The following is a 22,451-nucleotide window of genomic DNA, read 5'->3' as shown; positions in this document are numbered from 1 at the left end:
GCAGTCGCGGATGCGGGTCTTTACTCCTGTGTGACCGGTATGGGCCGGTGACACAGGAGCATTCACAATGAGCGTTCTCACAAGGACCGTCTTGCCGGTTCTACTGCTTGGCAGTCTTCTGACCGGCTGCGCGACTCACAGCGATGGCACCGCCCCCTTGAATCAACGTACCTGGCCGATCTGCAGTGTCATTGGCGGACTGGTTGGCGGCGGTTTGGGCGCGATCGAAAGTGGCGGTTGGGCGGCAGGTGGAGCGGCGCTCGGTATCTTGACCGGTGGCTTGGTCTGTTACGCCCAGGATGGCGACGAGGACGGTGACGGTGTTTTCGATCGACGCGATCGGTGCCCCGATACGCCTGCCAATACACCTGTCGATCATCACGGTTGCCCGCTGCCGCAATATCCGGCCAGCGTAAAACCTGCTGAACCGCCGGTATCCGAAGTCATCACTCTGAGCAGTAATGTGTTGTTCGCGTACAACAAATCCGACCTGACGCCCGAGGCGCGCAGCGAGCTGGATTCGTTGATGCCCAAATTGCAGAGTGCCGATGTGGTGAGCGTCAAGGTCGTCGGCCATACCGACAGTCAGGGTTCGGACGCCTATAACCAGAAGCTGTCGGAACGTCGTGCCAGCAGCGTGGCGGCCTACCTGTTGAGCCGGGGGCTGGCGCCGAACAAACTCACCAGCGAAGGACGGGGTGAAACCCAGCCGGTGGCTGACAATGATACGGAAGAAGGGCGGGCAAAAAACCGTCGTGTGGAGTTGCACATCAATCGCTAGGCTCCGTGATCAAGAGGCCCGTGATAGAGCCGTCGGATGACCGTCAAGGTTGATCCGGCGGCCATTCGATGCCTTTCGGAAGAATTTTCCGTTGCCCTCTGGCTTATCCCGCGTGTAAGCCGTTACTGTGCGTGCAAATAATAATTCTCGACGGGGGAGCGTATGAAGGTGTTTTGGGGGCTGGGGAAGTTGTTGACCCTGCTGTTCTGGTTGGTGGTGCTGGTCAATCTGCTCATACCGTTTGTTCATCCACTGCACCTGTTGGTCAATCTGGCCGGCAGCCTGTTGGCGCTGGCTCATCTTCTGGAGCTAGTGTTCTGCAATCGCAGCCTCAAAGGTCGAGCCCACCCCTGGCGTGATCGCCTGAAGATTGTCTTTTTCGGCGTTTTCCACCTGCAAACCATTCCGGCCCCGGCCACTGCGAAGGCTTCCCATGCGTAAACTCTGTCTGCTCGCCGCACTCATCAGCCCATTGGCCTGCGCTCAGGTGGTGAGTGTTGAAACCAACTCGCTGATGCGTTTGCCCAACACTGCCAGTTCCTTGCAACTGGAACGGTTGGAAGTCGCCGATTACGGCACCTTGCTGATTCCTTCGAATGTGACCGAAGTATCGGTCAGTGAACTGCGCCTGGGACGCGAAGCGCGGATCGCCATTGTGCCGAGCGAACAGGCACTGGAATTGAAAGTCAGCCGGGCCGAGTTGGCTGAAGGCAGCCAGATCACCGCGCGGGGCGCCCCCGGAACTTATCTCAAGGCCGCCCGCTCCGGGCGCAATCTGAATTTGCAGATCAAAGCGCTGAAGGCGCCGCAATTGTCGGTAGACGCTCGCGGTGGCGCGGGCGCCCCGGGTTTTGTCGGTCTTGACGGGGCCAACGGCCAAGCACCGGGTTGCACCTGGGGCCAGGCCGGTCGCGGCTCCGATGGCAGTGACGGCAGCGACGGCCAACCCGGTGCGCCGGGGGCGCTGGTTCGGCTGGAAGTGCCGCGTGACTATCCGGCGGAGCAGATCAAGGTCGAGGTGGCGGGCGGAGTCGGTGGCGCGGCCGGACCGGGTGGCAAACCGGGGGCGGGCGGCAAGGCCAAGGGCTGCATTGTCTATAAAGCCGATGGCGGCAAGAGCGGTCGCCCCGGTGCCGATGGCCAGCCTGGGCCTGCCGGGGCGGCAGGTTCGGTGAGCATTCAGCGGTTGTAAGAACGACCGAGAACCCCTGTGGCGAGGGAGCTTGCTCCCGCTGGGTCGCGAAGCGGCCCCAAAGCCGGCGACCCTGTTCTTTCAGAACGTGCGCAGTGATCGATTACGACTACTACGCAGCCGAGCGGGAGCAAGCTCCCTCGCCACAGACGCTATGCATTGCTCAGAACATCGGCCGAGCCGCAGCAATCGCCACCAGCACCAACCCGACCATCAGGTTAATCCCCACCAACCGGCGAATCTTGCCCAGCGTCGCCGCGCCCGTCGGCCAATCCTCAGCCGCCACCGCCGTGCGCAGTTCCGGCAGCAGCAGCGCCTGAATCCGGATAAAGAACGCGGTCATCACCACATACAGTCCCATCATCACCTGCACATACCGCGGTGCCGCTTCAAACCCGGTGAACTGCAAATGAATCATGCCCACACCGCTGATCGGCAAAAGCACCACCGCGACCCAGACCCAGCGGAAAAAACCTTGAAACACTTCCACCCACAGCTTCAACCGGGCAGGGCCTTCCAACGCCTTCAACGCCGCAGGACGCAGGACCATCCAGGCGAAAAACATGCCGCCGACCCAGACCAGGGCGGCCAGGACGTGCAGGGTATAAACGATGCCAAAAGGTGTCATTGGGGTACTCCGTTCTGCGCGGGATTAATTAGCGGGGTATGATAGCGGCCGATCCGAACCACTGAAAATTTATCCAGCGTTTTTTGCGCCCGACAATCAATGATCAGCACTGAACTCAAAACCACGATCCAGGGCGCCTACTCGCGTTTTCTCGAAGCCAAGAGCCTCAAGCCGCGCTACGGCCAACGCCTGATGATCGCCGAAATCGCCAAAGTCCTCGGTGACATCGACACCGACGACGAAGGCCGGCGCAGTGGCGACCCCGCGATTGTCGCGGTGGAAGCCGGCACCGGTACCGGCAAAACCGTGGCCTACAGCCTGGCGGCGATCCCCGCCGCCAAGGCCGCTGGCAAGCGTCTGGTGATCGCCACGGCCACCGTGGCCCTGCAAGAACAGATCGTCTACAAGGATTTGCCCGACCTGATGCGCAATAGCGGGCTGAATTTCAGCTTCGCCCTGGCCAAGGGCCGGGGGCGCTACATGTGCTTGTCCAAGCTCGACATGTTGCTCCAGGAAGGTCACGCGCAAACCGCTACCGCACAGCTGTTCGAAGAAGAAGGCTTCAAGATCGAGGTCGATGAGGCCAGTCAGAAGCTGTTCACCAGCATGATCGAGAAACTTGCCGGCAATAAGTGGGACGGCGACCGCGACAGTTGGTCCACCGCGCTCGAAGACGCCGACTGGGCGCGCCTGACCACCGATCACAGCCAGTGCACCAACCGCCATTGCCCCAACTTCGGCCAGTGCGCCTTTTACAAGGCCCGCGAAGGCATGGGCAAGGTCGACGTGATCGTCACCAACCACGACATGGTCCTGGCCGACCTGGCCCTGGGTGGCGGCGCGGTTCTGCCGGACCCGCGCGACACGATCTACGTGTTCGACGAAGGCCATCACCTGCCAGACAAGGCCATCGGCCACTTCGCCCATTACACGCGCCTGCGCTCCACCGCCGACTGGCTGGAGACCACCGCCAAGAACCTCACCAAATTGCTCGCCCAGCACCCGTTGCCGGGGGATCTGGGCAAGTTGATCGAGCAGGTGCCGGAACTGGCCCGGGAGATCAAGACCCAGCAGCAGTTCATGTTCAGTGCCTGTGAGCAAGTCGCCGACTTCAAGCCCGGCGAAGACGTCGAAGGTCGCGAGCGGCCGCGTCACCGTTTCGTCGGCGGGGTGATTCCCGAACACATGCGTGAGATGGGCATCGAGTTGAAAAAGGGCTTTGCCCGACTGACCGACCTGTTCACCCGGCTTACCGAACTGCTCAAGGAAGGCATGGACGGCGAGGTCAACATCGGCATCGCCAGCAACCAGGCCGAAGAGTGGTATCCGCTGTTCGGTAGCCTGCTGTCGCGTTCTTCGGGCAACTGGGAGTTGTGGACCGCCTTCACCGTCGAAGACCCGGAAGACAACCCGCCCATGGCCCGTTGGCTGACGCTGGCCGAAAGCGGTTCGTTGTTCGACATCGAGGTCAATGCCAGCCCGATCCTCGCGGCGGAAATGCTCCGGCGCAACCTGTGGAACGTGGCTTACGGGGCGCTGGTGACCTCGGCGACCCTGACCGCTCTCGGCACCTTCGACCGTTTCCGCATGCGCGCCGGCCTGCCGAAAACCGCCGTGACCGCCGTGGTCCCGAGCCCGTTCCATCATGCCGACGCCGGCGTACTGCGGGTGCCGGACCTGAAAGCCGACCCGCGCGATGCGCCGGCTCATACGGCGGCGATCATTCGCGACTTGCCGGAACTGGTCGAGGGCTCCCGTGGCACTCTGGTGCTGTTCTCCTCGCGCAAACAGATGCAGGACGTATTCGACGGGCTGGATCGCGACTGGCGCAAGCAAGTGTTCATTCAAGGCAACCTGTCGAAGCAGGAAACCCTGAACAAGCACAAGGCGCGGGTCGATGGCGGGGATTCCAGCGTGCTGTTCGGCCTGGCGAGTTTTGCCGAAGGCGTGGATTTGCCCGGTGCCTACTGCGAGCACGTGGTGATCGCCAAGATCCCGTTCTCGGTGCCCGACGATCCGGTCGAAGCCGCGCTGGCTGAGTGGATCGAGGCTCGCGGCGGCAATCCTTTCATGGAAATCTCCGTGCCGGACGCCTCGCTGAAACTGGTCCAGGCCTGCGGTCGCCTGCTGCGAACCGAAGAAGACCGCGGCACCATCACCTTGCTTGACCGTCGTTTGGTCACGCAGCGCTACGGCAAAGCTATTCTCAATGCGTTGCCGCCATTTCGTCGTGAAATTTCCTGATGCGCCGGTGGGCAAATTTGCCCACCGCGTTGTCTACCTCACTGCCACTGCCTTTCCACTGGCCCATTGATGGTCGTTAGGGAGAACCACGTTCTTATGATTCGCCGTTCGTTGCCCGCCGTTTTTGCCTTGATGTTCGCAGCCCCTTTGCTGGCGGCCCCCGCCGGCCAGCAGACGCTGTTCAATTTTGTGCGTCCTGCCGACGTGGTTCAGGTGGCGACCCAGGACGCCAGCCTGCCGCAATCCAATGCGGAGCAAACGGCCGAAGGCGAAGTGTTGCGTCGCGTGACCTTCAACCCGACTGCCCAGCCGACCTTGCGCCTGACGCCGCAGACCGGTGCCTGGGACTGGTCGCAGTCGGGCGCCATGAGCCTGCGAATCCAGAGCGCGATGAACTGGGCCGTGACCCTGTACGTGAAAATCCAGAGCAACGACGGCAAGACTCTGGTCAGCCGTGTCGACTTGCCGGCCGGCCCGGCGCAAACCTTGTTGATACCACTGCAGCCGAGTTCGCCGCTGAGCCAGGGCATGAAAGCCGGCCCGCCGATGCCGATCAACGTCGAGGGGCAGCGTGTATTGCTGGCCAGCAGCACCGGTGAGCTGGATCGCAGCCAGGTGGTGTCGGTGACTTTGTCGATGGATCAGCCGAAAGTCGCCCAAAGCATCCTGCTCGAGCGCTTCGGCGTGCAGGACGGCGAGGCCGTGACCAAAGCCGCTTATGGCGGTCTGGTGGACGCTTACGGTCAATCGACCCGGGCCAAATGGCCAGAGAAGATCAGCAGCGACGAGCAACTGAAATCCGCCGCCGCCAAAGAACAGCAACAGCTGAAAACCTGGCTGGCCGAGCGCGAGAAGGCGCCCCTGGACAAGTTCGGCGGCTTGAGCAAAGGCCCGGCGTTCAAGGCCAGCGGCTTTTTCCGCACCGAAAAGCGTGATGGCCGCTGGTACCTGGTGACTCCGGAGGGGCATCCGTTCTATTCCCTCGGCGTCAACACCGTGACCCCGAGCGTCAACCAGACCTACGTCGCCGGGCGCGAGTGGATGTTCGAGTCCCTGCCCAAACCCGACGAACCCTTGGCCAGTCACTATGGCGAAGGCGATAACCGTGGCGGCAATGGTGTTGATCAGGGCCGAGCCTACAACGCCGGTCGTTGGTACGATTTCTATGGCGCCAACCTGCAACGTCTGTATGGCGACCCTTGCGCACCGGGCAACGACACCAAGGCCGGTGTCGCCGAAGCGGCCAAGGCCGAGGCGGTTGAGGCGACGGCTGACAAGGCCGCCGAACAGTCAGCCGCTCCTGCGCCTACCGAATCCAGCGCCGGTGTTGCCGAAGCGGCCAAGACCGGGGCTGTTGAAGCGTCGGTCGAAAAGGCGGCTGCCGAACCCTGCAAAGTAACTGTCGACGAACAACGCTGGGCCAGTCACACCCTCGACCGTCTGCAGGCTTGGGGTTTCAACACGATCGGCAATTGGAGCGCACCGGTGTTGGGCAACGCTGACCGTGTGCCGTACACCTTGCCGCTGTCGATCGTCGGCGATTACGCCAGCATCAGCACCGGCACCGATTGGTGGGGCGGCATGCCCGATCCGTTCGATCCGCGTTTCGCCATGGCTACCGAACGCGCCGTGGCCATCGCCGCCCGCGACCATCGCGACGATCCATGGCTGATCGGTTACTTCGCCGACAACGAGCTGGCCTGGGCCGGTCCCGGCGATGACCCGAAGGCCCGCTATGCGCTGGCCTACGGCACCTTGAAAATGACCACCGACGTGCCGGCCAAACGCGCCTTCCTCAAGCAACTGCGCGACAAGTACCGCAACCAGGCGGGGTTGTCGAAAGCCTGGGGCATTGATCTGCCGGCCTGGGAATTGATGGAAGACCCAGGCTTCGTGCCACCGGAGCCGAGCGCCGAACACCCGGAAATCGAAGCCGACTTCAAATACTTCCAGAAGGTCTTCGCCGACACCTACTTCAAGACCGTTTCCGATTCGCTCAAATGGCACGCGCCGAACCAGTTGTTACTGGGCGGCCGCTTTGCCGTGAGTTCCCCCGAGGCAGTCGAGTCCTGTGCACAATACTGCGACGTGTTGAGCTTCAACATGTACACCCTGCAACCCCAGGACGGTTACGACTTCGCCAAACTGCGCAGTCTGGACAAACCGGTGCTGATCACCGAATTCAACTTCGGCTCGGCAGATCGCGGCCCGTTCTGGGGCGGCGTGACACAACTGGCGAAGGAAGAAGACCGCGGCACGGCTTACGCCCACTTCCTCAAACAGGCGATGAGCGAGCCGTCGATTGTCGGAGTGCACTGGTTCCAGTACCTCGATCAACCGGTGACCGGTCGTCTGCTGGATGGAGAGAATGGGCACTTCGGTCTGGTGGGCATTACCGATTTGCCGTTCCAGGGCTTTGTCGACAGTGTGCGTAAAAGCAACGGGCAGATTATCGATCAACTCGGCAAAGAGGCCGAGAAGGCCCGCGCTGAAGCGGATAAAGCCAGTCATGATGTCGAGGGCGGCAGGAAAGGCGAGGCAGGCAAAGGCCCGGGCAAGGGCGCTGGCCATGCGGGTGGGCATTCGGGCAATGGCCATTGATTCCTGATAGACCTGTGGCAAGGGGGCTTGCCCCCGTTGGGCCGCGAAGCGGCCCCCATGCTTACAGATGCACCGCGAATACAGGTTTTTGCGACCGCTTCGCAGTCGAACGGGGGCAAGCCCCCTCGCCACGGGGATTGCATCATTGATGTCTGTGGCATTTCCATAACCGGGCGACCATCCGACCCGATCCTGTTCCCAAATCCCTCAAGGGCTGGAACAATGCGGACCACTTTGTAGAGCGTTTATCCGGGAGAGTTGCGGGTGCAGATTCAGGGTCATTACGAGCTTAAGTTCGAAGCGGTGCGTGAGGCGTTTGCAGCGCTGTTCGACGATCCTCAGGAACGTGGCGCGGCGTTGTGCATCCGGATCGGTGGTGAAACCGTCCTCGACCTTTGGGCCGGTACCGCCGACAAGGACGGCCATGAGGCTTGGCACAGCGACACCATCGCCAACCTGTTCTCCTGCACCAAAACCTTCACCGCCGTGGCGGCCCTGCAATTGGTGGCTGAAGGCAAGCTGCAACTCGATGCCCCGGTCGCCCGCTACTGGCCCGAATTTGCCGCTGCCGGCAAAGAATCCGTGACCTTGCGTCACTTGCTCTGCCATCAGGCCGGTTTGCCGGCCCTGCGCGAGTTGCTACCCCCTGAGGCGCTTTACGACTGGCAGACCATGGTCAATGCTTTGGCCGCCGAAGCACCCTGGTGGACGCCGGGTGAAGGTCACGGTTATGCGGCAATCACCTATGGCTGGCTGGTCGGTGAGTTGCTGCGGCGCGCCGATGGGCGTGGGCCGGGTGAGTCAATCGTGGCGCGGGTTGCCAAGCCCTTGGGGCTGGATTTCCACGTCGGCCTCGCCGACAAAGAGTTCCATCGCGTGGCGCACATCGCCCGCAGTAAGGGCAACGTCGGCGATGCCGCGGCCCAGCGCTTGCTGCAGGTGACCATGCGCGAACCGACAGCCATGACCACTCGGGCCTTCACCAACCCGCCGTCGATCATGACCAGCACCAACAAACCAGAATGGCGGCGCATGCAGCAGCCGGCCGCCAATGGCCACGGCAACGCCCGCAGCCTGGCCGGTTTCTACGCTGGACTGCTCGATGGCAGCCTGCTGGAAAGCGAAATGCTCGACGAGCTGACCCGCGAACACAGCGTTGGCGAAGACAAGACTTTATTGACCCGGACCCGCTTCGGTCTGGGTTGCATGCTCGATCAACCGGATGTACCCAACGCCACCTACGGCCTCGGCCCACGGGCGTTCGGTCACCCGGGTGCTGGCGGCTCCATCGGTTTTGCTGATCCGGAACATGATGTGGCCTTCGGTTTTGTGACAAATACCCTGGGGCCGTACGTCTTGATGGATCCACGAGCGCAAAAGCTCGTGCGAGTACTGGCCACTTGTCTGTAAATCACGCTTAAGGGGGCCAGGGCTGGAACCCGAAAGCCTTTGTGGTTTCAAAGCGTCTGTTTAGCCGGGGGCCCCCCCCAGCTGACTTTTCATTACCTCATTTTGTGGATACCCAATGTCGTCCAATAAAACCCTCGCCCTGGCCCTGTGCTTCGCTATCACCGGTTGTGCACAAACCCCACAAAATGATGCCGCAGGTGGCAGCAGTTGGTGGCCGTTCGGTTCTTCCGACAAGGTCGCGACTAAAGAACCCGCCCCGGCTCCGGCGCCCCTGAAACCTGCTGCCGCAGTACCCGTCGCCAAGGCTGAAGCCGATGCCGGTGGCAAATGGTGGTGGCCGTTCGGCGGCAAGGAACAGAGCACCAGCACTGCCAAAGCAGCCGTGCCGATGCCCGATCCGAAAATCACCCAAGCCTGGCTCGACGACTATGAGCCGCGCCTGCGCGAGGCGGTCAAGGGCAGCAACCTGCAACTCGAACGCCGTGAAAACGTGCTGGTCGTCACGGCTCCGGTAGATGGCTCGTTCAACCCGGACCGCCCGGCCATGCTGCTGCCGGTGACCCTCGCTCCGTTCACCCGTGTCGCGAAAATCCTCGAAGCCGATCCAAAGACTGCCGTGCTGGTACTCGGCCACAGTGATACGTCGGGTGCCGCACCGGCCAACGTGAAACTGAGCCAGGAGCGCGCCCAGGCGGTGGCAGCGATCTTCCGTCTCAGCGGTCTGCAGCGTGATCGCCTGATGTTGCGCGGTATGGGCGGTGACGCACCGCGTGCCGCCAACGACAGTGCCGAAGGTCGTGCCTTGAACCGTCGCGTCGAGCTGTTGTTGACGCCGCAAAACACCATGGCCGCGCTGCTAAGCAAGTACAATATGCCGGCTCCGGCACCGGTAACCAAAGTCGTCGCGCAAGACGTCAAGCCAGTGGCCAAGCCTGTGACCCCGGAACCGGCTGCGAAAAAAACGGCTGCCTCGTCGAAGAAAAAGGCACCGGCCAAGAAAGCGGCCGCCAAGGCTCCAGCCAAAAAGGCACCCGCGAAAAAGGCCGCACCGGCTAAAACCGCTGTCGATTCGAAGAGCGCCACCGCCACCGATGCCACAAAGCAGTGATCCGTTAACCAAAAGGAATGCGCCATGACCCGGCCCTTGGCAGATATGCGTCGCGATTACACCCGAGATGGCTTGACCGAGGCGCAAGCCCCGGCCGAGCCGTTCGCACTGTTCCATCAGTGGTTTGCCGATGCGGTGAAAACCGAGCAGGTACCGGTGGAGGCGAATGCCATGACACTGGCCACCGTCGATCAGGATGGTCGCCCGCATTGTCGCATTCTGCTGCTCAAGGGCCTGGACGAGCAGGGCTTTACCTTCTTCACCAACTACGAGAGCGACAAGGGTCAGCAATTGGCAGCCAATCCATTTGCAGCCATGACGTTCTTCTGGCCGGCCCTCGAGCGCCAGGTGCGCATCGAAGGGCGGGTGGTGAAGGTCACGCCTGAAGAGTCCGACGCCTACTATCAGGTTCGCCCTCTGGGCAGTCGTCTCGGTGCCTGGGCGTCGCCCCAGAGCCGGGTGATCGCCGATCGCGCCGAACTGGAAGCGCTGCTCAAGGACACCGAGCAGCGTTTCAGCGACACTCAGCCTCATTGCCCCGAGCATTGGGGCGGTTATCGCTTGCTACCGGAGCGCATCGAATTCTGGCAGGGCCGTCCGAGCCGTCTGCACGATCGCCTCAACTACCGCTTGCAGGGTGCGGACTGGGTACGTGAGCGCCTGGCCCCGTAAACGGTCTACTGATCGGGATACCCTGCCGCAGCGGCCTCAAGCCATTGTGGCAGGTCCTGACGCTTGATCTTCTGCGCTTGAGCGTTCGCCAGTTGCTGGAGCATGAAGGCTCTTTTTTGTTGGTCTTTACCCGCCAGTGACAACGCCAGATCGCGGTCCATCCAGCGTTTGATCCGCACGTACAACCACCAATGGAAGTACAAACCGGCGACGGTCGTGACGACAATGATGAAGTAATCCATGATAATCCTTGGGTCAGCGGCGCAGATTTCGTAATGTGACGCTACTGTGTGGTGAGTTCGCAAAGTGCCTGTACCAGGCCTGAATGAAACCAATTTTATCCGGGCGATGCCGTGACAGGCGTCAAGCTGCGGGTTTTAATGGATACCTGTCCTATGGAGTTTGATGCTATGCGTAAGTCTGTTTTGCTGGTTGCTTCCTTTTCCACGATGGCGATGTTGCTCACTGGCTGCCAATCGAGCCTGACCGGTGACTCCTACTCCCGTGACGAAGCGCGTCGCGTGCAGACGATTCGCATGGGCACCATCGAATCCCTGCGTCCGGTGAAAATCGAAGGCACCAAAACCCCAATCGGCAGCGCTGCGGGCGCAGTCGTGGGTGGCGTCGGCGGTAGCGCCGTCGGCGGCGGTCGCGGCAGCATCGTTGCAGCGGTCATCGGCGCGGTAGCGGGTGGTCTGGTGGGCTCGGCTGCCGAAGAAGGCCTGACTCGCACTCAAGGCGTCGAAATCACCGTACGCGAAGACGATGGCAGCATGCGCGCCTACGTGCAGGAAGTTCAGCCAAACGAAGTGTTCCGTGTGGGTGAGCGTGTGCGGATTTCCACTGTGGGTGGGACCAGCCGCGTTTCGCACTAAGCGGGAATGTAGGGTAAAAGAAAACCCCGATCAGGTGAGCTGGTCGGGGTTTTCTTTTGGGCTGTGGAGTTGAACCAGAGCATTTACTTGCTTGCATAACAACCGAGCTGAAAATCGTATTGTGGATCGTAAAATGATCGACCGACTAATGTTTCCAGTTTTGTTATCTGCTGGGAATCAAGGTCATAGCCATAGATTTCTTCTTCAGCCTCAGTCCAACTCATTATCGCCCTCAGCTGTGCAATGCCGTCTGCCGGGACAGGCACTTCGAATACCAGCGCTTCTGTTTCTTTATCAAAAGCATAAATTACGTGGTTCACGGTTCTATCCTTCTTTTCGGATCCGCCGGCTTGTTTTGATTACCTGTTTCAGCGTCAAACTCACCCAGATGGCGACCTCGTTTGTCATACATTTCTACTGCTCCATGCTGATAATCCCATTCTAGAATTCGCCCTTCAGCCGTTCTCCAGCGCATTCGGGTGCCTCTACCTTTGACCCGAGTCTTCTGTTTTGCCGGTGTGGCATCAGGAAAAGCGGTAAGCCCGTTTGGCGCCGGATGATATTTGTGGTCCGCAACACTCACCACAATATAAACCGGCAACACCCCCGAATCCGCCGGAAACACAAGAATGAAATCCTTGTACTCCGGCGGATAAACCGGATTCACGATGATGCTGTCAGCCGCCTTCGTCGGCGGGTAAACCCAGATGTGCGGCGCTTGTGGCGCAGCTTCCAAAGCGGGGATGCCGAGGGTGCTTGAACCGTTCTCGGCCGGCGTCCAGATCAGCTCAATGCCGTCCCCGAGATCAGCCACCTGCTGACTGCCGCGCAAGGTGAACTGCACGACATCGACCATTTCCCAATCGCGGTTTTTGCCAGTGTAAAAACCGTATCCCTTGAGACTGCCATCAGCCTGTTGCTCGACCCGCAGACGCACGCGAGTGCGGGCCTGTTTGAGGGATCGCAGTTGTTCTTCGGTGTAGAGAGAGCTGTCGCCAAGGCTTGACGGTATGACCAGAGCCACCAGGCCTGCCAAGGTAGCCGCAGCGGTGCTGGCTGCGACGGCGGGTAATGCGGCGAACGCTGAGCCACCCAGGGCGAAGCTGCCGAAACCCGCTGGAATGGCGGTGCCACTGATTTTCTTCAGCGGCACGACACCGGTTTCATCAGCCTCGCGGGCGCCGAGCAGAACCAGTTCGCCGTAGTCTTTCAGGCTGTCGGTCGGAACAACTCCGGAGGTGTTCGTGTAGTCGATGATTGCATCAGGCAGTTTGCAGGACTTGGCGAACACGCATCCCGCACGGGCAACGTTGTCCTTTCTCGCTGCGACTTGAAGGCTGTCTTCGAAGGTTTGCTGCCTTGCGAGCATAGCGTCGTAGGCGTTTTGTCTGGCATCACGCTCGGCCAATTCGGTGGCCGTCATGAATCGGTGGGTGACGTGATGCCCGTCGCCCGACGGTGGGTTTTGCACCCGTGGGATGTCCTTGTTGCCAGCCACTGATTGTCCTTTCGCGCGTCCATCGGCAACCCCCAAAGAGGGGGCTGCGCGACGTTATCGAACGTGGCTAATCATGGCTGTAGGACGAGTCCTCAATGTCGCTAAGAGTGTTCTCTATCACTCAGGATTGCAGTGCGGTGCTCTTGCGACTTGCCGCCGCCGTCACTGCATAACCGATCAATGCCGCCAGGATCGAGCCGGTCAGAATACCCATGCGGTCCATCCCGGCATATTCACTGGCGCCGGGCACGAAGGCCAGGGAGCCGACGAACAAACTCATGGTGAAACCGATGCCGCAGAGGATCGCCACCCCCATGATCTGGCCCCAGTTGGCGCCTTGGGGCAGGGCGGCGATGCCGATTTTTACCGCCAGCCAGGTCAGGCCGAAAACACCGACGGTCTTGCCCAGCAGCAGGCCGACGGCGATGCCCATCGGCACATGGTGGGTGAAGCTTTCGACGGTCACGCCGCTCAGGGACAGGCCGGCGTTGGCGAAGGCGAACAGCGGCAGGATGCCGTAGGCCACCCACGGGTGCAGGGCATGTTCCAGGGTCAGCAGCGGCGAAGGCTCGGCGTTTTTCGTGCGCAGTGGAATGCAGAAGGCCAGGGTCACACCCGCCAGCGTCGCGTGCACGCCGCTCTTGAGTACGCAGACCCAAAGGATCAACCCGATGATCATGTACGGTCCGAGCTTGACCACGCCGAGTCGGTTCATCCCGATCAAGGCCGCGATGCAGGCGGCGGCCAGCGCCAGGGACAGGGTCGACAACGCGCCGGAATAGAAGATCGCGATGATGATGATCGCGCCCAGGTCGTCGATGATCGCCAGGGTCATCAGGAACAGTTTCAACGACACTGGCACGCGTTTACCCAGCAGGGCCAGCACGCCAAGGGCGAAGGCAATGTCGGTAGCCGTCGGGATGGCCCAGCCGCTCAGGGCGGACGGGTTATCGCGGTTGAGGAACCAGTAGATCAGCGCCGGCACCACCATGCCGCCAATTGCGGCCGCGCCGGGCAGGACGATCTGCGACGGTTTCGACAGTTGGCCGTCGAGGACTTCGCGCTTCACTTCCAGGCCGATCAACAGGAAGAACAGGGCCATCAGGCCGTCGTTGATCCACAGCAGCAATGGCTTGGCGATTTTCAGCGCGCCGATCTGAGCCACCACGGGGGTGTCCAGCAGGCCGTTATAGAGCCACGACAGCGATGAGTTGTTGATGATCAGGGCCAGGACAGCTGCGGCGATCAATAGCAGACCGCTGGCAGCTTCCAACTGAAAGAAACGCGTGAACGTGCTACGCAGAGGCAAGGTCGCTCTCCATCGATGAATTCATAAGGTGGCACACCCTAACCCGTACCGTTGGTTGTTAAAACAAAAGTTATATTCTTTTTTGTTATATGTCGTTACAACGTACCCGGTCAGCAAAGGCCTGAGCCTAGCAGTTGCCGGACGTATTGAACCCCAGCTGTATCTGTGCGTGATGTTGGTTTTTTCCTAAGCTTGTGAACTGAGCCTTGCGACAAGGCCCACTCTTGCCTGATTCAACGAGAAAACCATCATGAGCGACAACCGACAGTGGGCCCGCGAAGCCATCCGGATCATCGAAGCCGACTTCCAGCGCAGCGCTGATACCCACCTGATCCCCTTGCCGCTACCGGGATTGCCGGGCATCGAGTTGTACTTCAAGGATGAGTCGAGCCATCCCACCGGCAGCCTGAAACATCGGTTGGCTCGCTCATTGTTCCTCTATGCGCTGTGTAACGGCTGGCTCAAGCCCGGTGCGCCGGTGATTGAAGCGTCCAGCGGTTCGACGGCGATTTCCGAGGCGTACTTCGCCCGCTTGCTGGGTTTGCCGTTCATTGCGGTGATGCCCGCGAGCACGTCCAAGGAAAAGATCGCGCAAATCGCTTTCTACGGTGGCAAGAGCCATCTGGTGGATGATCCGACGCAGATTTACGCTGAGTCCGAACGCCTGGCTCACGAACACGACGGGCATTTCATCGACCAGTTCACCTACGCAGAACGCGCCACCGACTGGCGAGCGAACAACAACATCGCCGAATCGATCTTCCATCAGATGCGCTTCGAGCAGCACCCGGAACCGAGCTGGCTGATTTCCAGCCCTGGCACCGGCGGCACCACCGCGACGCTGGGCCGTTACGTTCGCTATCGCCAGCATTGCACTCGTGTGTTGTGCGCCGATGCCGAGCGTTCGGTGTTTTTCGATTACTACAAGACCGGAGACGCCAGTCTGCGCCTGGATCACGGGTCACGGATTGAAGGCATTGGCCGGCCGCGTGTCGAAGCGTCGTTCTTGCCCAAAGTCATCGACGCAATGGTCAAGGTGCCAGACGCCTTGTCACTGGCAGCCATGCATTACCTGGCGCAACGTTTGGGGCGACGGGTTGGCGGTTCGAGCGGGACCAACCTGATCGGCGCCTTGATGGCGGCCCAGCAGATGGCGACGGCGGGGGAGTCGGGGTCGATCGTGGCGATTCTGTGCGATGGCGGCGAGCGCTATGCCGACACCTATTACGATCAGGCCTGGCTCAAGGCCCAGGGGTATGAGTTGAGTGGTCTGATGGATGCCGTGGCGGCCAGCGTTGAGCGCGGAGAGCCGCTGCCGGCCAGCGTGTTGCGCGCCAATATCTGACCAGATGATCGTTCCCACGCGAGCGTGGGAACGATCATCTGGGTCAGGCTTCTAGGCCAAGGATATCCCGGGCAACCGCTTCGGCAATCCGAATCCCGTCTACACCCGCCGACAGAATCCCGCCCGCATAACCCGCGCCTTCACCCGCCGGGAACAAACCCTTCACGTTAAGGCTCTGCATCGACTCGTTACGGGTAATGCGCAACGGCGAAGAGGTGCGCGTCTCGATCCCGGTCAACACGGCGTCGTGCAGCGAGTAGCCACGAATCTGCTTCTCGAACGCTGGCAGGGCTTCGCGAATCGCTTCGATGGCGAACGCCGGCAGGGCCAGGGCCAAATCACCCAAGGCAACGCCCGGTTTGTAGGACGGTTCGACGCTGCCCAATTCGGTGGACGGCTTGCCGGCAATGAAGTCGCCGACCAGTTGCGCCGGTGCTTCGTAGTTGCTGCCGCCCAGCACAAAGGCGTGGGATTCCAGGCGTTCCTGCAACTCGATGCCGGCCAGTGGGCCGCCCGGATAATCGACTTCCGGGGTGATGCCGACGACGATCCCGGAGTTGGCGTTGCGCTCGTTACGCGAGTATTGGCTCATGCCGTTGGTGACCACGCGGTTCGGCTCGGAGGTCGCCGCCACTACGGTGCCGCCCGGGCACATGCAGAAGCTGTAGACCGATCGGCCGTTTTTGGCGTGGTGCACCAGTTTGTAGTCGGCAGCGCCGAGTTTCGGGTGGCCGGCGTATTTGCCAAGGCGCGCGCGGTCGATCAGCGACTGCGGGTGTTCGATGCGGAAACCCACCGAGAACGGCTTGGCTTCCATGTACACGCCACGGCCGTGCAGCATGCGGAAGGTGTCCCGGGCGCTGTGGCCGAGGGCCAGGATCACGTGCTTCGAATGGATCTGTTCGCCGCCATGGAGTTCGACGCCCACCAGTTGGCCGTCGTCGATCAGCACATCGGTCACCCGCTGCTGGAAGCGCACTTCGCCGCCCAGGGAGCGAATCTGCTCACGCATGTTTTCCACCACACCGGTCAGACGGAACGTCCCGATGTGCGGCTTGCTGACGTAGAGGATTTCTTCCGGCGCACCAGCCTTGACGAACTCATGCAGAACCTTGCGACCGAGGAATTTCGGGTCTTTGATCTGGCTGTAGAGTTTGCCGTCGGAGAACGTTCCCGCGCCGCCTTCACCGAACTGCACGTTGGATTCGGGGTTGAGCACACTTTTACGCCACAGGCCCCAGGTGTCCTTGGTGCGCTGGCGCACTTCGGTGCCGCGTTCGAGAATGATCGGCTTGAAGCCCATCTGCGCCAGCACCAGGCCGGCGAAGATCCCGCACGGGCCGAAGCCGACCACGATCGGACGCTGGCTCAGGTCGGCCGGCGCCTGGCCGACCATTTTGTAGCTGACATCCGGCGCCACGTTGACGTTACGGTCATCGGCGAACGTGCGCAGCACCGCCGCCTCATCGCGAACGTTGAGGTCGATGGTGTAGATGAAACACAGTTCGGAGGACTTTTTGCGCGCATCGTAGCTGCGCTTGAACAAGGTGAAGTCGAGCAGGTCATCACTGGCGATGCCCAGGCGCTGCACGATGGCAGGGCGCAGGTCTTCTTCGGGATGGTCGATCGGCAACTTGAGTTCGGTGATTCGTAACATGGCGGGATCCGGTTCGCGGGGCGCACAACTGCGCCAAGGCGTTTGAAGCCCGCGATTATAAGCCTCAAAGGATGATTCCAGTGAGGCTAAAACGATCAGTCGTTACGCGATCCGCCGAAATACCCGCAGCCGCGTTGCACCTGGCCGTCGATACGCAACTCGGCGCTCATGTGCTGCACGCTGCCGGTGCTGCTGTCGACGCAACGCCGCGGCGCGACCCAGAGCTCGATGCGCTGATTATTGGCTTCGGTGCTGAGGTTGAAGCGGCCATCGCCCAGCTGTTCTTCAACGTACGGCAGGGCCAGGGGCGGCTGACCGGCGCGGTCGATGACCATGCCCTTGCCGCTGACCTTGACGCTCCACTCCGGGCCATGGCCGGCGGCGCGCAGGATCAGCTGTTTGAAATTGGGATCGTCGCAGGCGGTGCCCGAACGCTCGACGCGGTACAACTGTGTGAGGTCGAGCTGGCTGTCGGCGCCACTGGCAACGATCCGGCCGCGCACGTCGGCAAACAACTTGCCCTGTTCGTCAGCCAGGGTCGCAGCCTCTTGCAGGATGCTGGTGCCCCCGGTGTCATTGACCACAAAACTGCGCTGTTCATTACACGGCTGGAACAGCAGCTTGCCGTCGGCCGCCGTCAATTGGCCCTGCATGCGGGTCTGGCCCACATGGGAGGCGCTCTGCCGTGGGCCATCGAGCAGTTGGCAAGCGGCGAACAACGGAAGCAGGGCAACAAGTACCAGGGAACGGGCAACACGCATCTTTGAGTCTCCAGACAAGTGTCGCCACGTTACTCAGCCTGACCGTTCATCACAACCCTGCAATGTTCTCGCTTTCCTGTGGGCAAGTCTGGTTCAACCGACGCGATAGGTCTGACCGGTCTGCAGGCCTTCCACACTTTTGGCGTAGGCCAATGCCACGTCGGCGGCGGGAACCGGTTTGAAACCACGGAAGTACGGCGCATAGCTGCCCATGGCTTCGACCAGTACGTTCGGGCTGACCGAGTTGATACGCAGGCCTCGCGGCAGTTCGATCGCCGCCGCACGGACGAAGGCGTCGAGGGCACCGTTGACCAGGGCCGCGGAGCTGCCGGTACGAATCGGATCGTGGCTGAGGATGCCGGTGGTGAAGGTGAAAGACGCACCGTCATTGGCGAATTCCCGGCCGATCAGCAGCAGGTTGACCTGGCCCATCAGCTTGTCTCGCAAGCCCAGTTCGAAGTCCTGTGCGGTCATGGTGGCCAGCGGCACGAAGTTGACGCTGCCGGCGGCGCAGATCAACGCATCGAAGTTGCCGGTCTGTTCGAACAGTTTGCGGATCGAGTCGCTGTCACTGATGTCGACCTGGAAATCCCCGCTTTTACGGCCGATACGGATGATTTTGTGGCGCTGGGACAGTTCATGGTCAATGGCCGAACCGACGGTGCCGGAGGCGCCAATCAACAGAATTTTCATCGTGCAGTTCCTTAAGTGGGTTGGATTTAAAGTTAAGTCTAGTGTGGTTTTTTTTATTAATAAGCGTGCTAATGGGCAACCTTTGGTTTTCAAATGGAAACAATCCATGAGCGAAATGGACGATCTGGCGGCGTTCGCGGTGTTGATCGAAGCGGGCAGTTTCACCCTGGCCGCCCAGCAACTGGGTTGCAGCAAGGGGCAACTCTCCAAGCGCATCAGCCTGCTGGAAACGCGCTTTGGCGTGGTGTTGCTGCAACGCACCACTCGGCGCTTGAGCCTGACGGCGGCGGGTGCGGCGTTGTTGCCGCAAGCCCAGGCGCTGGTGGTGCAGGTGGAGCGTGCGCGTCAGGCATTGGCACGGCTGAAAGACGACATGGCCGGCCCGGTGCGGATGACGGTGCCGGTTTCATTGGGGGAAACGTTCTTTGATGGCGCACTGCTGGAATTTTCCCGGCAGTACCCCGAGGTGCAGATCGAGCTGGAACTCAACAACCACTACCGCGACTTGTCCCGGGACGGTTTCGACTTGGCGATCCGTTCAGAAGTGGCCAACGACGAACGTCTGGTGGCCCGACCGTTGCTGGCCTGGCACGAGATGACCTGCGCCAGCCCGGCGTATCTCGAGCGATTCGGTGAGCCGCTGACGCCACAGGCCTTGGCCGAACACCGCTGTCTTCTCAACAGCCATTACAGCGGTCGCGAAGAATGGCTCTATCACCAACAGCACGAGTTAACGCGGGTGCGAGTGTCGGGGCCGTTCGCCAGCAACCATTACAACCTCTTGAAGAAAGCTGCACTGACCGGGGCCGGCATTGCGCGTTTGCCGTCCTATCTGTTGCAAGAGGAATTGGCCGACGGGCGTTTGCGCTGGCTCCTTCGTGATTATCAGACCCGCAGCATGCCGATGTATCTGGTGCATCCGTATCAGGGCGGGTTGCCGAAGCGTACCCAAGTGCTGGCGGACTATTTGATCGGTTGGTTCAAGCGCAGTGGTGAGGCGTTGGATCGGCTTCAACGATAACGTCTCACCACACAACCTTTATGGGAGTTCTGAGGTCGGTATCAGCGGGCGCAACGCCTGGCAATCAGGTGATCGATCGACAACCTACCCGGTCCGGTCGCCATCAAGTACAGCAATACTGCCGCCCAGGTGCCGTGGGTCGGATAGGCATCGGGGTACACGAACAGCTGAATGGTCAAGGTCATGCCCAACAGCGCCAGTGCTGAAAAGCGCGTGGCGAAGCCGATCAGGATCAGCACCGGAAAGAAATGCTCAGCGAAAGCCGCCAGGTGCGCCGCCAGTTCCGGGGAGAGCAACGGCACATGGTATTCACTCTGGAACAACGGGATGGTCGAGTCCGCCAGTCTGGGTACGCCAAGCTCAAAGGTGCCGTCGATCAAATCGATGGCCAGGCCTTCCACCTTGGTCTGCCCGGACTTCCAGAACACCGCGGCGATGGAAAAGCGTGCGATGAAGGCGATCAAGCTGTGGGGGATTTTTTCCAGCAGCGCGATGGCGCGGCTGATGGGGTTCGTGTTCATGGCGATACCTTGTGGTGTAAATGGGTGATGGCGTTGTGGCTGATCAGCAGCGCCAGGGTTTGGCTGAGATCGAAGGCGGGCGCGGTTTCCAACGCCTGGCTCAGGGGCAGGCCGAGTCGCAGGTTCTGAATGAAGGTGCTGGCGCCGTGGTCGATGGCGAAGACCTCGACCTCCAGTCCGTTGCGCAACACCAGCGCGTTTTGCCCGTGGCTGAGGTCGATCCCGGCCAGCGTCGAGTCCTGTTGATGCGCCGCCCAGATGGCGACCACGGCGAAAGCTGAAGCCAACAGATTCAGGGAGGGGTGAAGCCCTACGGTCAGCTCGCTCAGCGCCTGTGGGTCCGACAGCACGGTGGCGATCTGCTCATGGCTCAAGGGCTGCGCATCAGCGGCGTGATAAGCCTGAACGCGCAAGCGCTCCAGCCGCGCCATATCGGCCAGATAAGGCACGCTGGCTGCCGGTTCAAAACTGTCGATGAACTCGGCGAAGTCCTTGCCGTAGTCGTTGATGAGCGGGCTTTGCGGCGGGCAACGCTGCACATACAACCCTGCCATCGCTCGGAAAAACTCATCGCCCACCAACTGCACAACCACCGGATAACTGTCGGCCAGGGCGTTGGTCAGCGAGCTCTGCACATTGTTGCGATACACCGCGAAACGGCTGGCCGGATCGGCACCGTTGGCGCTGCACAAACCCTCGGGGCTGGGCTGTTGCGGATCGAGCAGGGCCGCGGCAAAAGCGGCTTGAGTGCTCATGGCCGGCTCCCCGCGCGGTGCAGCAACTCATCGGCATGACGGGCTTCGGCGTGCAATACGTTGAAGGCCGGTAACCGGTTGTCGCGTTCGATCAATGTGGCGATCGGGCCGACCCGCTCCAGCACCTGCGAGTACAGCGCCCACACCGCGCTATCGACGGGCGCGCCGTGATCGTCGATCAGCAGTCGGTCACCAAGGCTGTCGGTGTCTTCGGCAAACCCCGCCAGATGAATCTCTCCTACCGCGTGCAGCGGCAGGGCGTCGATGTAGGCCAGCGGATCTCTTTGGTGATTGACGCAGGAAACGTAAACGTTGTTGACGTCCAGCAGCAGGCCGCAGCCGGTGCGGTGAATGACTTCACCGATGAAGTCGGCTTCATCGATTGTCGAGTTCTGGAACGCCAGGTATGTCGCCGGGTTTTCCAGCAGCATCGGGCGTTTGAGGATGTTCTGTACCTGATCGATGTGCTCGCAGACGCGGTTCAGCGTCGGCGCATCGTAGGCCAGGGGTAGCAGGTCATTGAGAAACACCGGGCCATGGCTGGACCAGGCCAGGTGTTCGGAAAAGGAGTGGGGTTGATAGCGCTCGATCAGCGCGGCCAGCCTTTGCAGGTGCTGACCATCCAGCGGACCTTCGGCACCGATGGACAGGCCAACGCCATGCAGCGACAGCGGATACTGCTCACGGATCAACCCCAGGAAATGATGAAACGGGCCGCCGGCCACCATGTAGTTTTCGGCGTGGACTTCGAAGAAACCGATGTCCGGTTGTGCACCGAGCACTTCACGAAAGTGCTCGGTCTTGAGCCCCAGCCCGGAGCGGGGCGGGAGCCCGGAGAATGAATGGTTCATGGTCGACACTCTGGCTGGGGGGCTGATTACGACTTGGCTTTGTAGGCTTCCATCTGGCCGAAGCCGGTTGGCGAGGTCTTGCTCTCGGTGGTCATGCAGGTGCCTTTCGGGACGAGTTTCCAGGCATTGGCCTGGTGATCCATTTTGGCGGTGCCGGCGCAAGTGGTGCCAGCACCAGCGGCGCAATCGTTATGACCTTTCATGGCCACGCCGAAGCATTTTTCCATGTTGGCGTCAGCGGCGTGGGCAGTGGAAACCGCGGCGATGCTCAGGGCAGAACCAAGGGCCAGAACCAGGGCGGTGGCGGACAGGGTGCGGGTGGTAGCAGTCATGATGTTTCTCCGAAATTGAGCTTGGGTTGGCAAGCGTTTGTGCTTGCTTACCGCTCTAGAGAAACGACAGGGCGAGGTGTTACAGCCCACCCTGAGTTTTTTTTCAGAAACCCTCAAAACACAACGAATCCCCTGTGGGAGCGGGCTCTTCATTTGTTTTGAGGTTTGTACCAGGCACAAAAAAAACGGCCCGAAGG

23 protein-coding genes are annotated in these 22,451 nt (G+C 61.0%); 11 read left to right on the top strand and 12 right to left on the bottom strand.

Annotated features, from left to right (window positions below):
- Positions 1-67 precede the first annotated feature (67 nt).
- From AF70_RS13475 to AF70_RS13465, 3 genes are all read left to right on the top strand, one after another.
- Positions 68-781, top strand: coding sequence for an OmpA family protein (locus AF70_RS13475; protein ID WP_028939242.1), 714 nt, complete (start codon positions 68-70; stop codon positions 779-781).
- Positions 782-943: 162 nt separating this feature from the next.
- On the top strand, positions 944-1,222 hold the full coding sequence (locus AF70_RS13470) for a DUF1145 domain-containing protein (protein WP_019580953.1): 279 nt from the start codon (positions 944-946) through the stop codon (positions 1,220-1,222).
- The gene (locus tag AF70_RS13465; RefSeq protein WP_028939243.1) at positions 1,215-1,973 is read left to right on the top strand and encodes a hypothetical protein; all 759 of its coding nucleotides are present in this window, start codon (positions 1,215-1,217) and stop codon (positions 1,971-1,973) included. Before AF70_RS13470 ends, AF70_RS13465 begins: the two co-directional genes overlap by 8 nt.
- Before the next feature lie 163 nt (positions 1,974-2,136).
- On the opposite strand, the gene AF70_RS13460 is transcribed toward AF70_RS13465, so the two are convergent.
- On the bottom strand, positions 2,137-2,601 hold the full coding sequence (locus AF70_RS13460) for a CopD family protein (RefSeq protein ID WP_028939244.1): 465 nt from the start codon (positions 2,599-2,601) through the stop codon (positions 2,137-2,139).
- A gap of 99 nt (positions 2,602-2,700) precedes the next feature.
- On the opposite strand from AF70_RS13460, the gene dinG reads away from it, so the two are divergent.
- From dinG to pdxH, 5 genes are all read left to right on the top strand, one after another.
- Positions 2,701-4,845 (top strand): ATP-dependent DNA helicase DinG, encoded by a 2,145-nt coding sequence (gene dinG, locus AF70_RS13455; RefSeq protein ID WP_007935913.1) that lies wholly within the window; start codon positions 2,701-2,703, stop codon positions 4,843-4,845.
- 96 nt (positions 4,846-4,941) lie between these two features.
- Positions 4,942-7,446, top strand: a complete 2,505-nt coding sequence (locus AF70_RS13450; protein WP_028939245.1) for a beta-galactosidase — start codon at positions 4,942-4,944, stop codon at positions 7,444-7,446.
- 264 nt (positions 7,447-7,710) lie between these two features.
- Positions 7,711-8,856: an EstA family serine hydrolase gene (locus AF70_RS13445; protein ID WP_028939246.1), complete on the top strand. Its 1,146-nt coding sequence runs from the start codon at positions 7,711-7,713 to the stop codon at positions 8,854-8,856.
- Between the two features lie 115 nt (positions 8,857-8,971).
- Positions 8,972-9,964 (top strand): OmpA family protein, encoded by a 993-nt coding sequence (locus AF70_RS13440; protein WP_019580948.1) that lies wholly within the window; start codon positions 8,972-8,974, stop codon positions 9,962-9,964.
- Between the two features lie 24 nt (positions 9,965-9,988).
- A complete protein-coding gene (gene pdxH, locus AF70_RS13435) occupies positions 9,989-10,636 on the top strand; it encodes a pyridoxamine 5'-phosphate oxidase (protein ID WP_007935906.1) in 648 nt (215 codons plus the stop codon).
- A gap of 5 nt (positions 10,637-10,641) precedes the next feature.
- Here pdxH and AF70_RS13430 read toward each other — a convergent pair whose 3' ends face one another.
- Entirely contained in the window at positions 10,642-10,878 is a 237-nt protein-coding gene (locus tag AF70_RS13430; protein ID WP_019580946.1) for a hypothetical protein, read from the bottom strand.
- 168 nt (positions 10,879-11,046) lie between these two features.
- Here AF70_RS13430 and AF70_RS13425 point away from each other — a divergent pair, with 168 nt between their 5' ends.
- On the top strand, positions 11,047-11,511 hold the full coding sequence (locus tag AF70_RS13425; protein ID WP_019580945.1) for a glycine zipper 2TM domain-containing protein: 465 nt from the start codon (positions 11,047-11,049) through the stop codon (positions 11,509-11,511).
- Between the two features lie 83 nt (positions 11,512-11,594).
- On the opposite strand, the gene AF70_RS13420 is transcribed toward AF70_RS13425, so the two are convergent.
- The 3 genes from AF70_RS13420 to nhaA all read right to left on the bottom strand — a co-directional run bounded on the left by AF70_RS13420 (position 11,595) and on the right by nhaA (position 14,318).
- On the bottom strand, positions 11,595-11,831 hold the full coding sequence (locus tag AF70_RS13420; RefSeq protein WP_018926910.1) for a hypothetical protein: 237 nt from the start codon (positions 11,829-11,831) through the stop codon (positions 11,595-11,597).
- On the bottom strand, positions 11,828-13,009 hold the full coding sequence (locus AF70_RS13415) for an S-type pyocin domain-containing protein (protein WP_028939247.1): 1,182 nt from the start codon (positions 13,007-13,009) through the stop codon (positions 11,828-11,830). Before AF70_RS13415 ends, AF70_RS13420 begins: the two co-directional genes overlap by 4 nt.
- 121 nt (positions 13,010-13,130) lie before the next feature.
- A complete protein-coding gene (gene nhaA, locus AF70_RS13410) occupies positions 13,131-14,318 on the bottom strand; it encodes a Na+/H+ antiporter NhaA (protein ID WP_028939248.1) in 1,188 nt (395 codons plus the stop codon).
- Positions 14,319-14,565: 247 nt separating this feature from the next.
- Here nhaA and AF70_RS13405 point away from each other — a divergent pair, with 247 nt between their 5' ends.
- Positions 14,566-15,663, top strand: coding sequence for a PLP-dependent cysteine synthase family protein (locus tag AF70_RS13405; protein WP_173861174.1), 1,098 nt, complete (start codon positions 14,566-14,568; stop codon positions 15,661-15,663).
- A 43-nt stretch (positions 15,664-15,706) separates the two neighbouring features.
- Here AF70_RS13405 and AF70_RS13400 read toward each other — a convergent pair whose 3' ends face one another.
- The 3 genes from AF70_RS13400 to AF70_RS13390 all read right to left on the bottom strand — a co-directional run bounded on the left by AF70_RS13400 (position 15,707) and on the right by AF70_RS13390 (position 18,774).
- Entirely contained in the window at positions 15,707-17,320 is a 1,614-nt protein-coding gene (locus tag AF70_RS13400; RefSeq protein WP_019580942.1) for an NAD(P)/FAD-dependent oxidoreductase, read from the bottom strand.
- Positions 17,321-17,415: 95 nt separating this feature from the next.
- Complete coding sequence (locus AF70_RS13395; protein ID WP_019580941.1) at positions 17,416-18,081, bottom strand: COG3650 family protein; 666 nt, start codon at positions 18,079-18,081, stop codon at positions 17,416-17,418.
- Positions 18,082-18,174: 93 nt separating this feature from the next.
- Positions 18,175-18,774, bottom strand: a complete 600-nt coding sequence (locus tag AF70_RS13390) for a short chain dehydrogenase (RefSeq protein ID WP_019580940.1) — start codon at positions 18,772-18,774, stop codon at positions 18,175-18,177.
- Between the two features lie 106 nt (positions 18,775-18,880).
- On the opposite strand from AF70_RS13390, the gene AF70_RS13385 reads away from it, so the two are divergent.
- Complete coding sequence (locus AF70_RS13385; protein ID WP_019580939.1) at positions 18,881-19,795, top strand: LysR family transcriptional regulator; 915 nt, start codon at positions 18,881-18,883, stop codon at positions 19,793-19,795.
- Between the two features lie 41 nt (positions 19,796-19,836).
- On the opposite strand, the gene AF70_RS13380 is transcribed toward AF70_RS13385, so the two are convergent.
- The 4 genes from AF70_RS13380 to AF70_RS13365 are packed head-to-tail and all read right to left on the bottom strand — an operon-like array spanning position 19,837 to position 22,254.
- Positions 19,837-20,316, bottom strand: coding sequence for a DoxX family protein (locus tag AF70_RS13380; protein WP_028939249.1), 480 nt, complete (start codon positions 20,314-20,316; stop codon positions 19,837-19,839).
- The gene (locus tag AF70_RS13375; protein ID WP_028939250.1) at positions 20,313-21,071 is read right to left on the bottom strand and encodes a DUF2063 domain-containing protein; all 759 of its coding nucleotides are present in this window, start codon (positions 21,069-21,071) and stop codon (positions 20,313-20,315) included. Before AF70_RS13375 ends, AF70_RS13380 begins: the two co-directional genes overlap by 4 nt.
- Entirely contained in the window at positions 21,068-21,922 is an 855-nt protein-coding gene (locus tag AF70_RS13370) for a DUF692 domain-containing protein (protein ID WP_019580936.1), read from the bottom strand. Before AF70_RS13370 ends, AF70_RS13375 begins: the two co-directional genes overlap by 4 nt.
- A gap of 26 nt (positions 21,923-21,948) precedes the next feature.
- Positions 21,949-22,254, bottom strand: coding sequence for a DUF2282 domain-containing protein (locus AF70_RS13365; RefSeq protein ID WP_019580935.1), 306 nt, complete (start codon positions 22,252-22,254; stop codon positions 21,949-21,951).
- Between the last annotated feature and the right edge of the window lie 197 nt (positions 22,255-22,451).

The sequence above is a fragment of the Pseudomonas sp. KD5 genome, assembly GCF_012932895.1.
GTDB lineage: Bacteria > Pseudomonadota > Gammaproteobacteria > Pseudomonadales > Pseudomonadaceae > Aquipseudomonas.
This window is presented reverse-complemented; position numbering and strand designations above follow the sequence as displayed.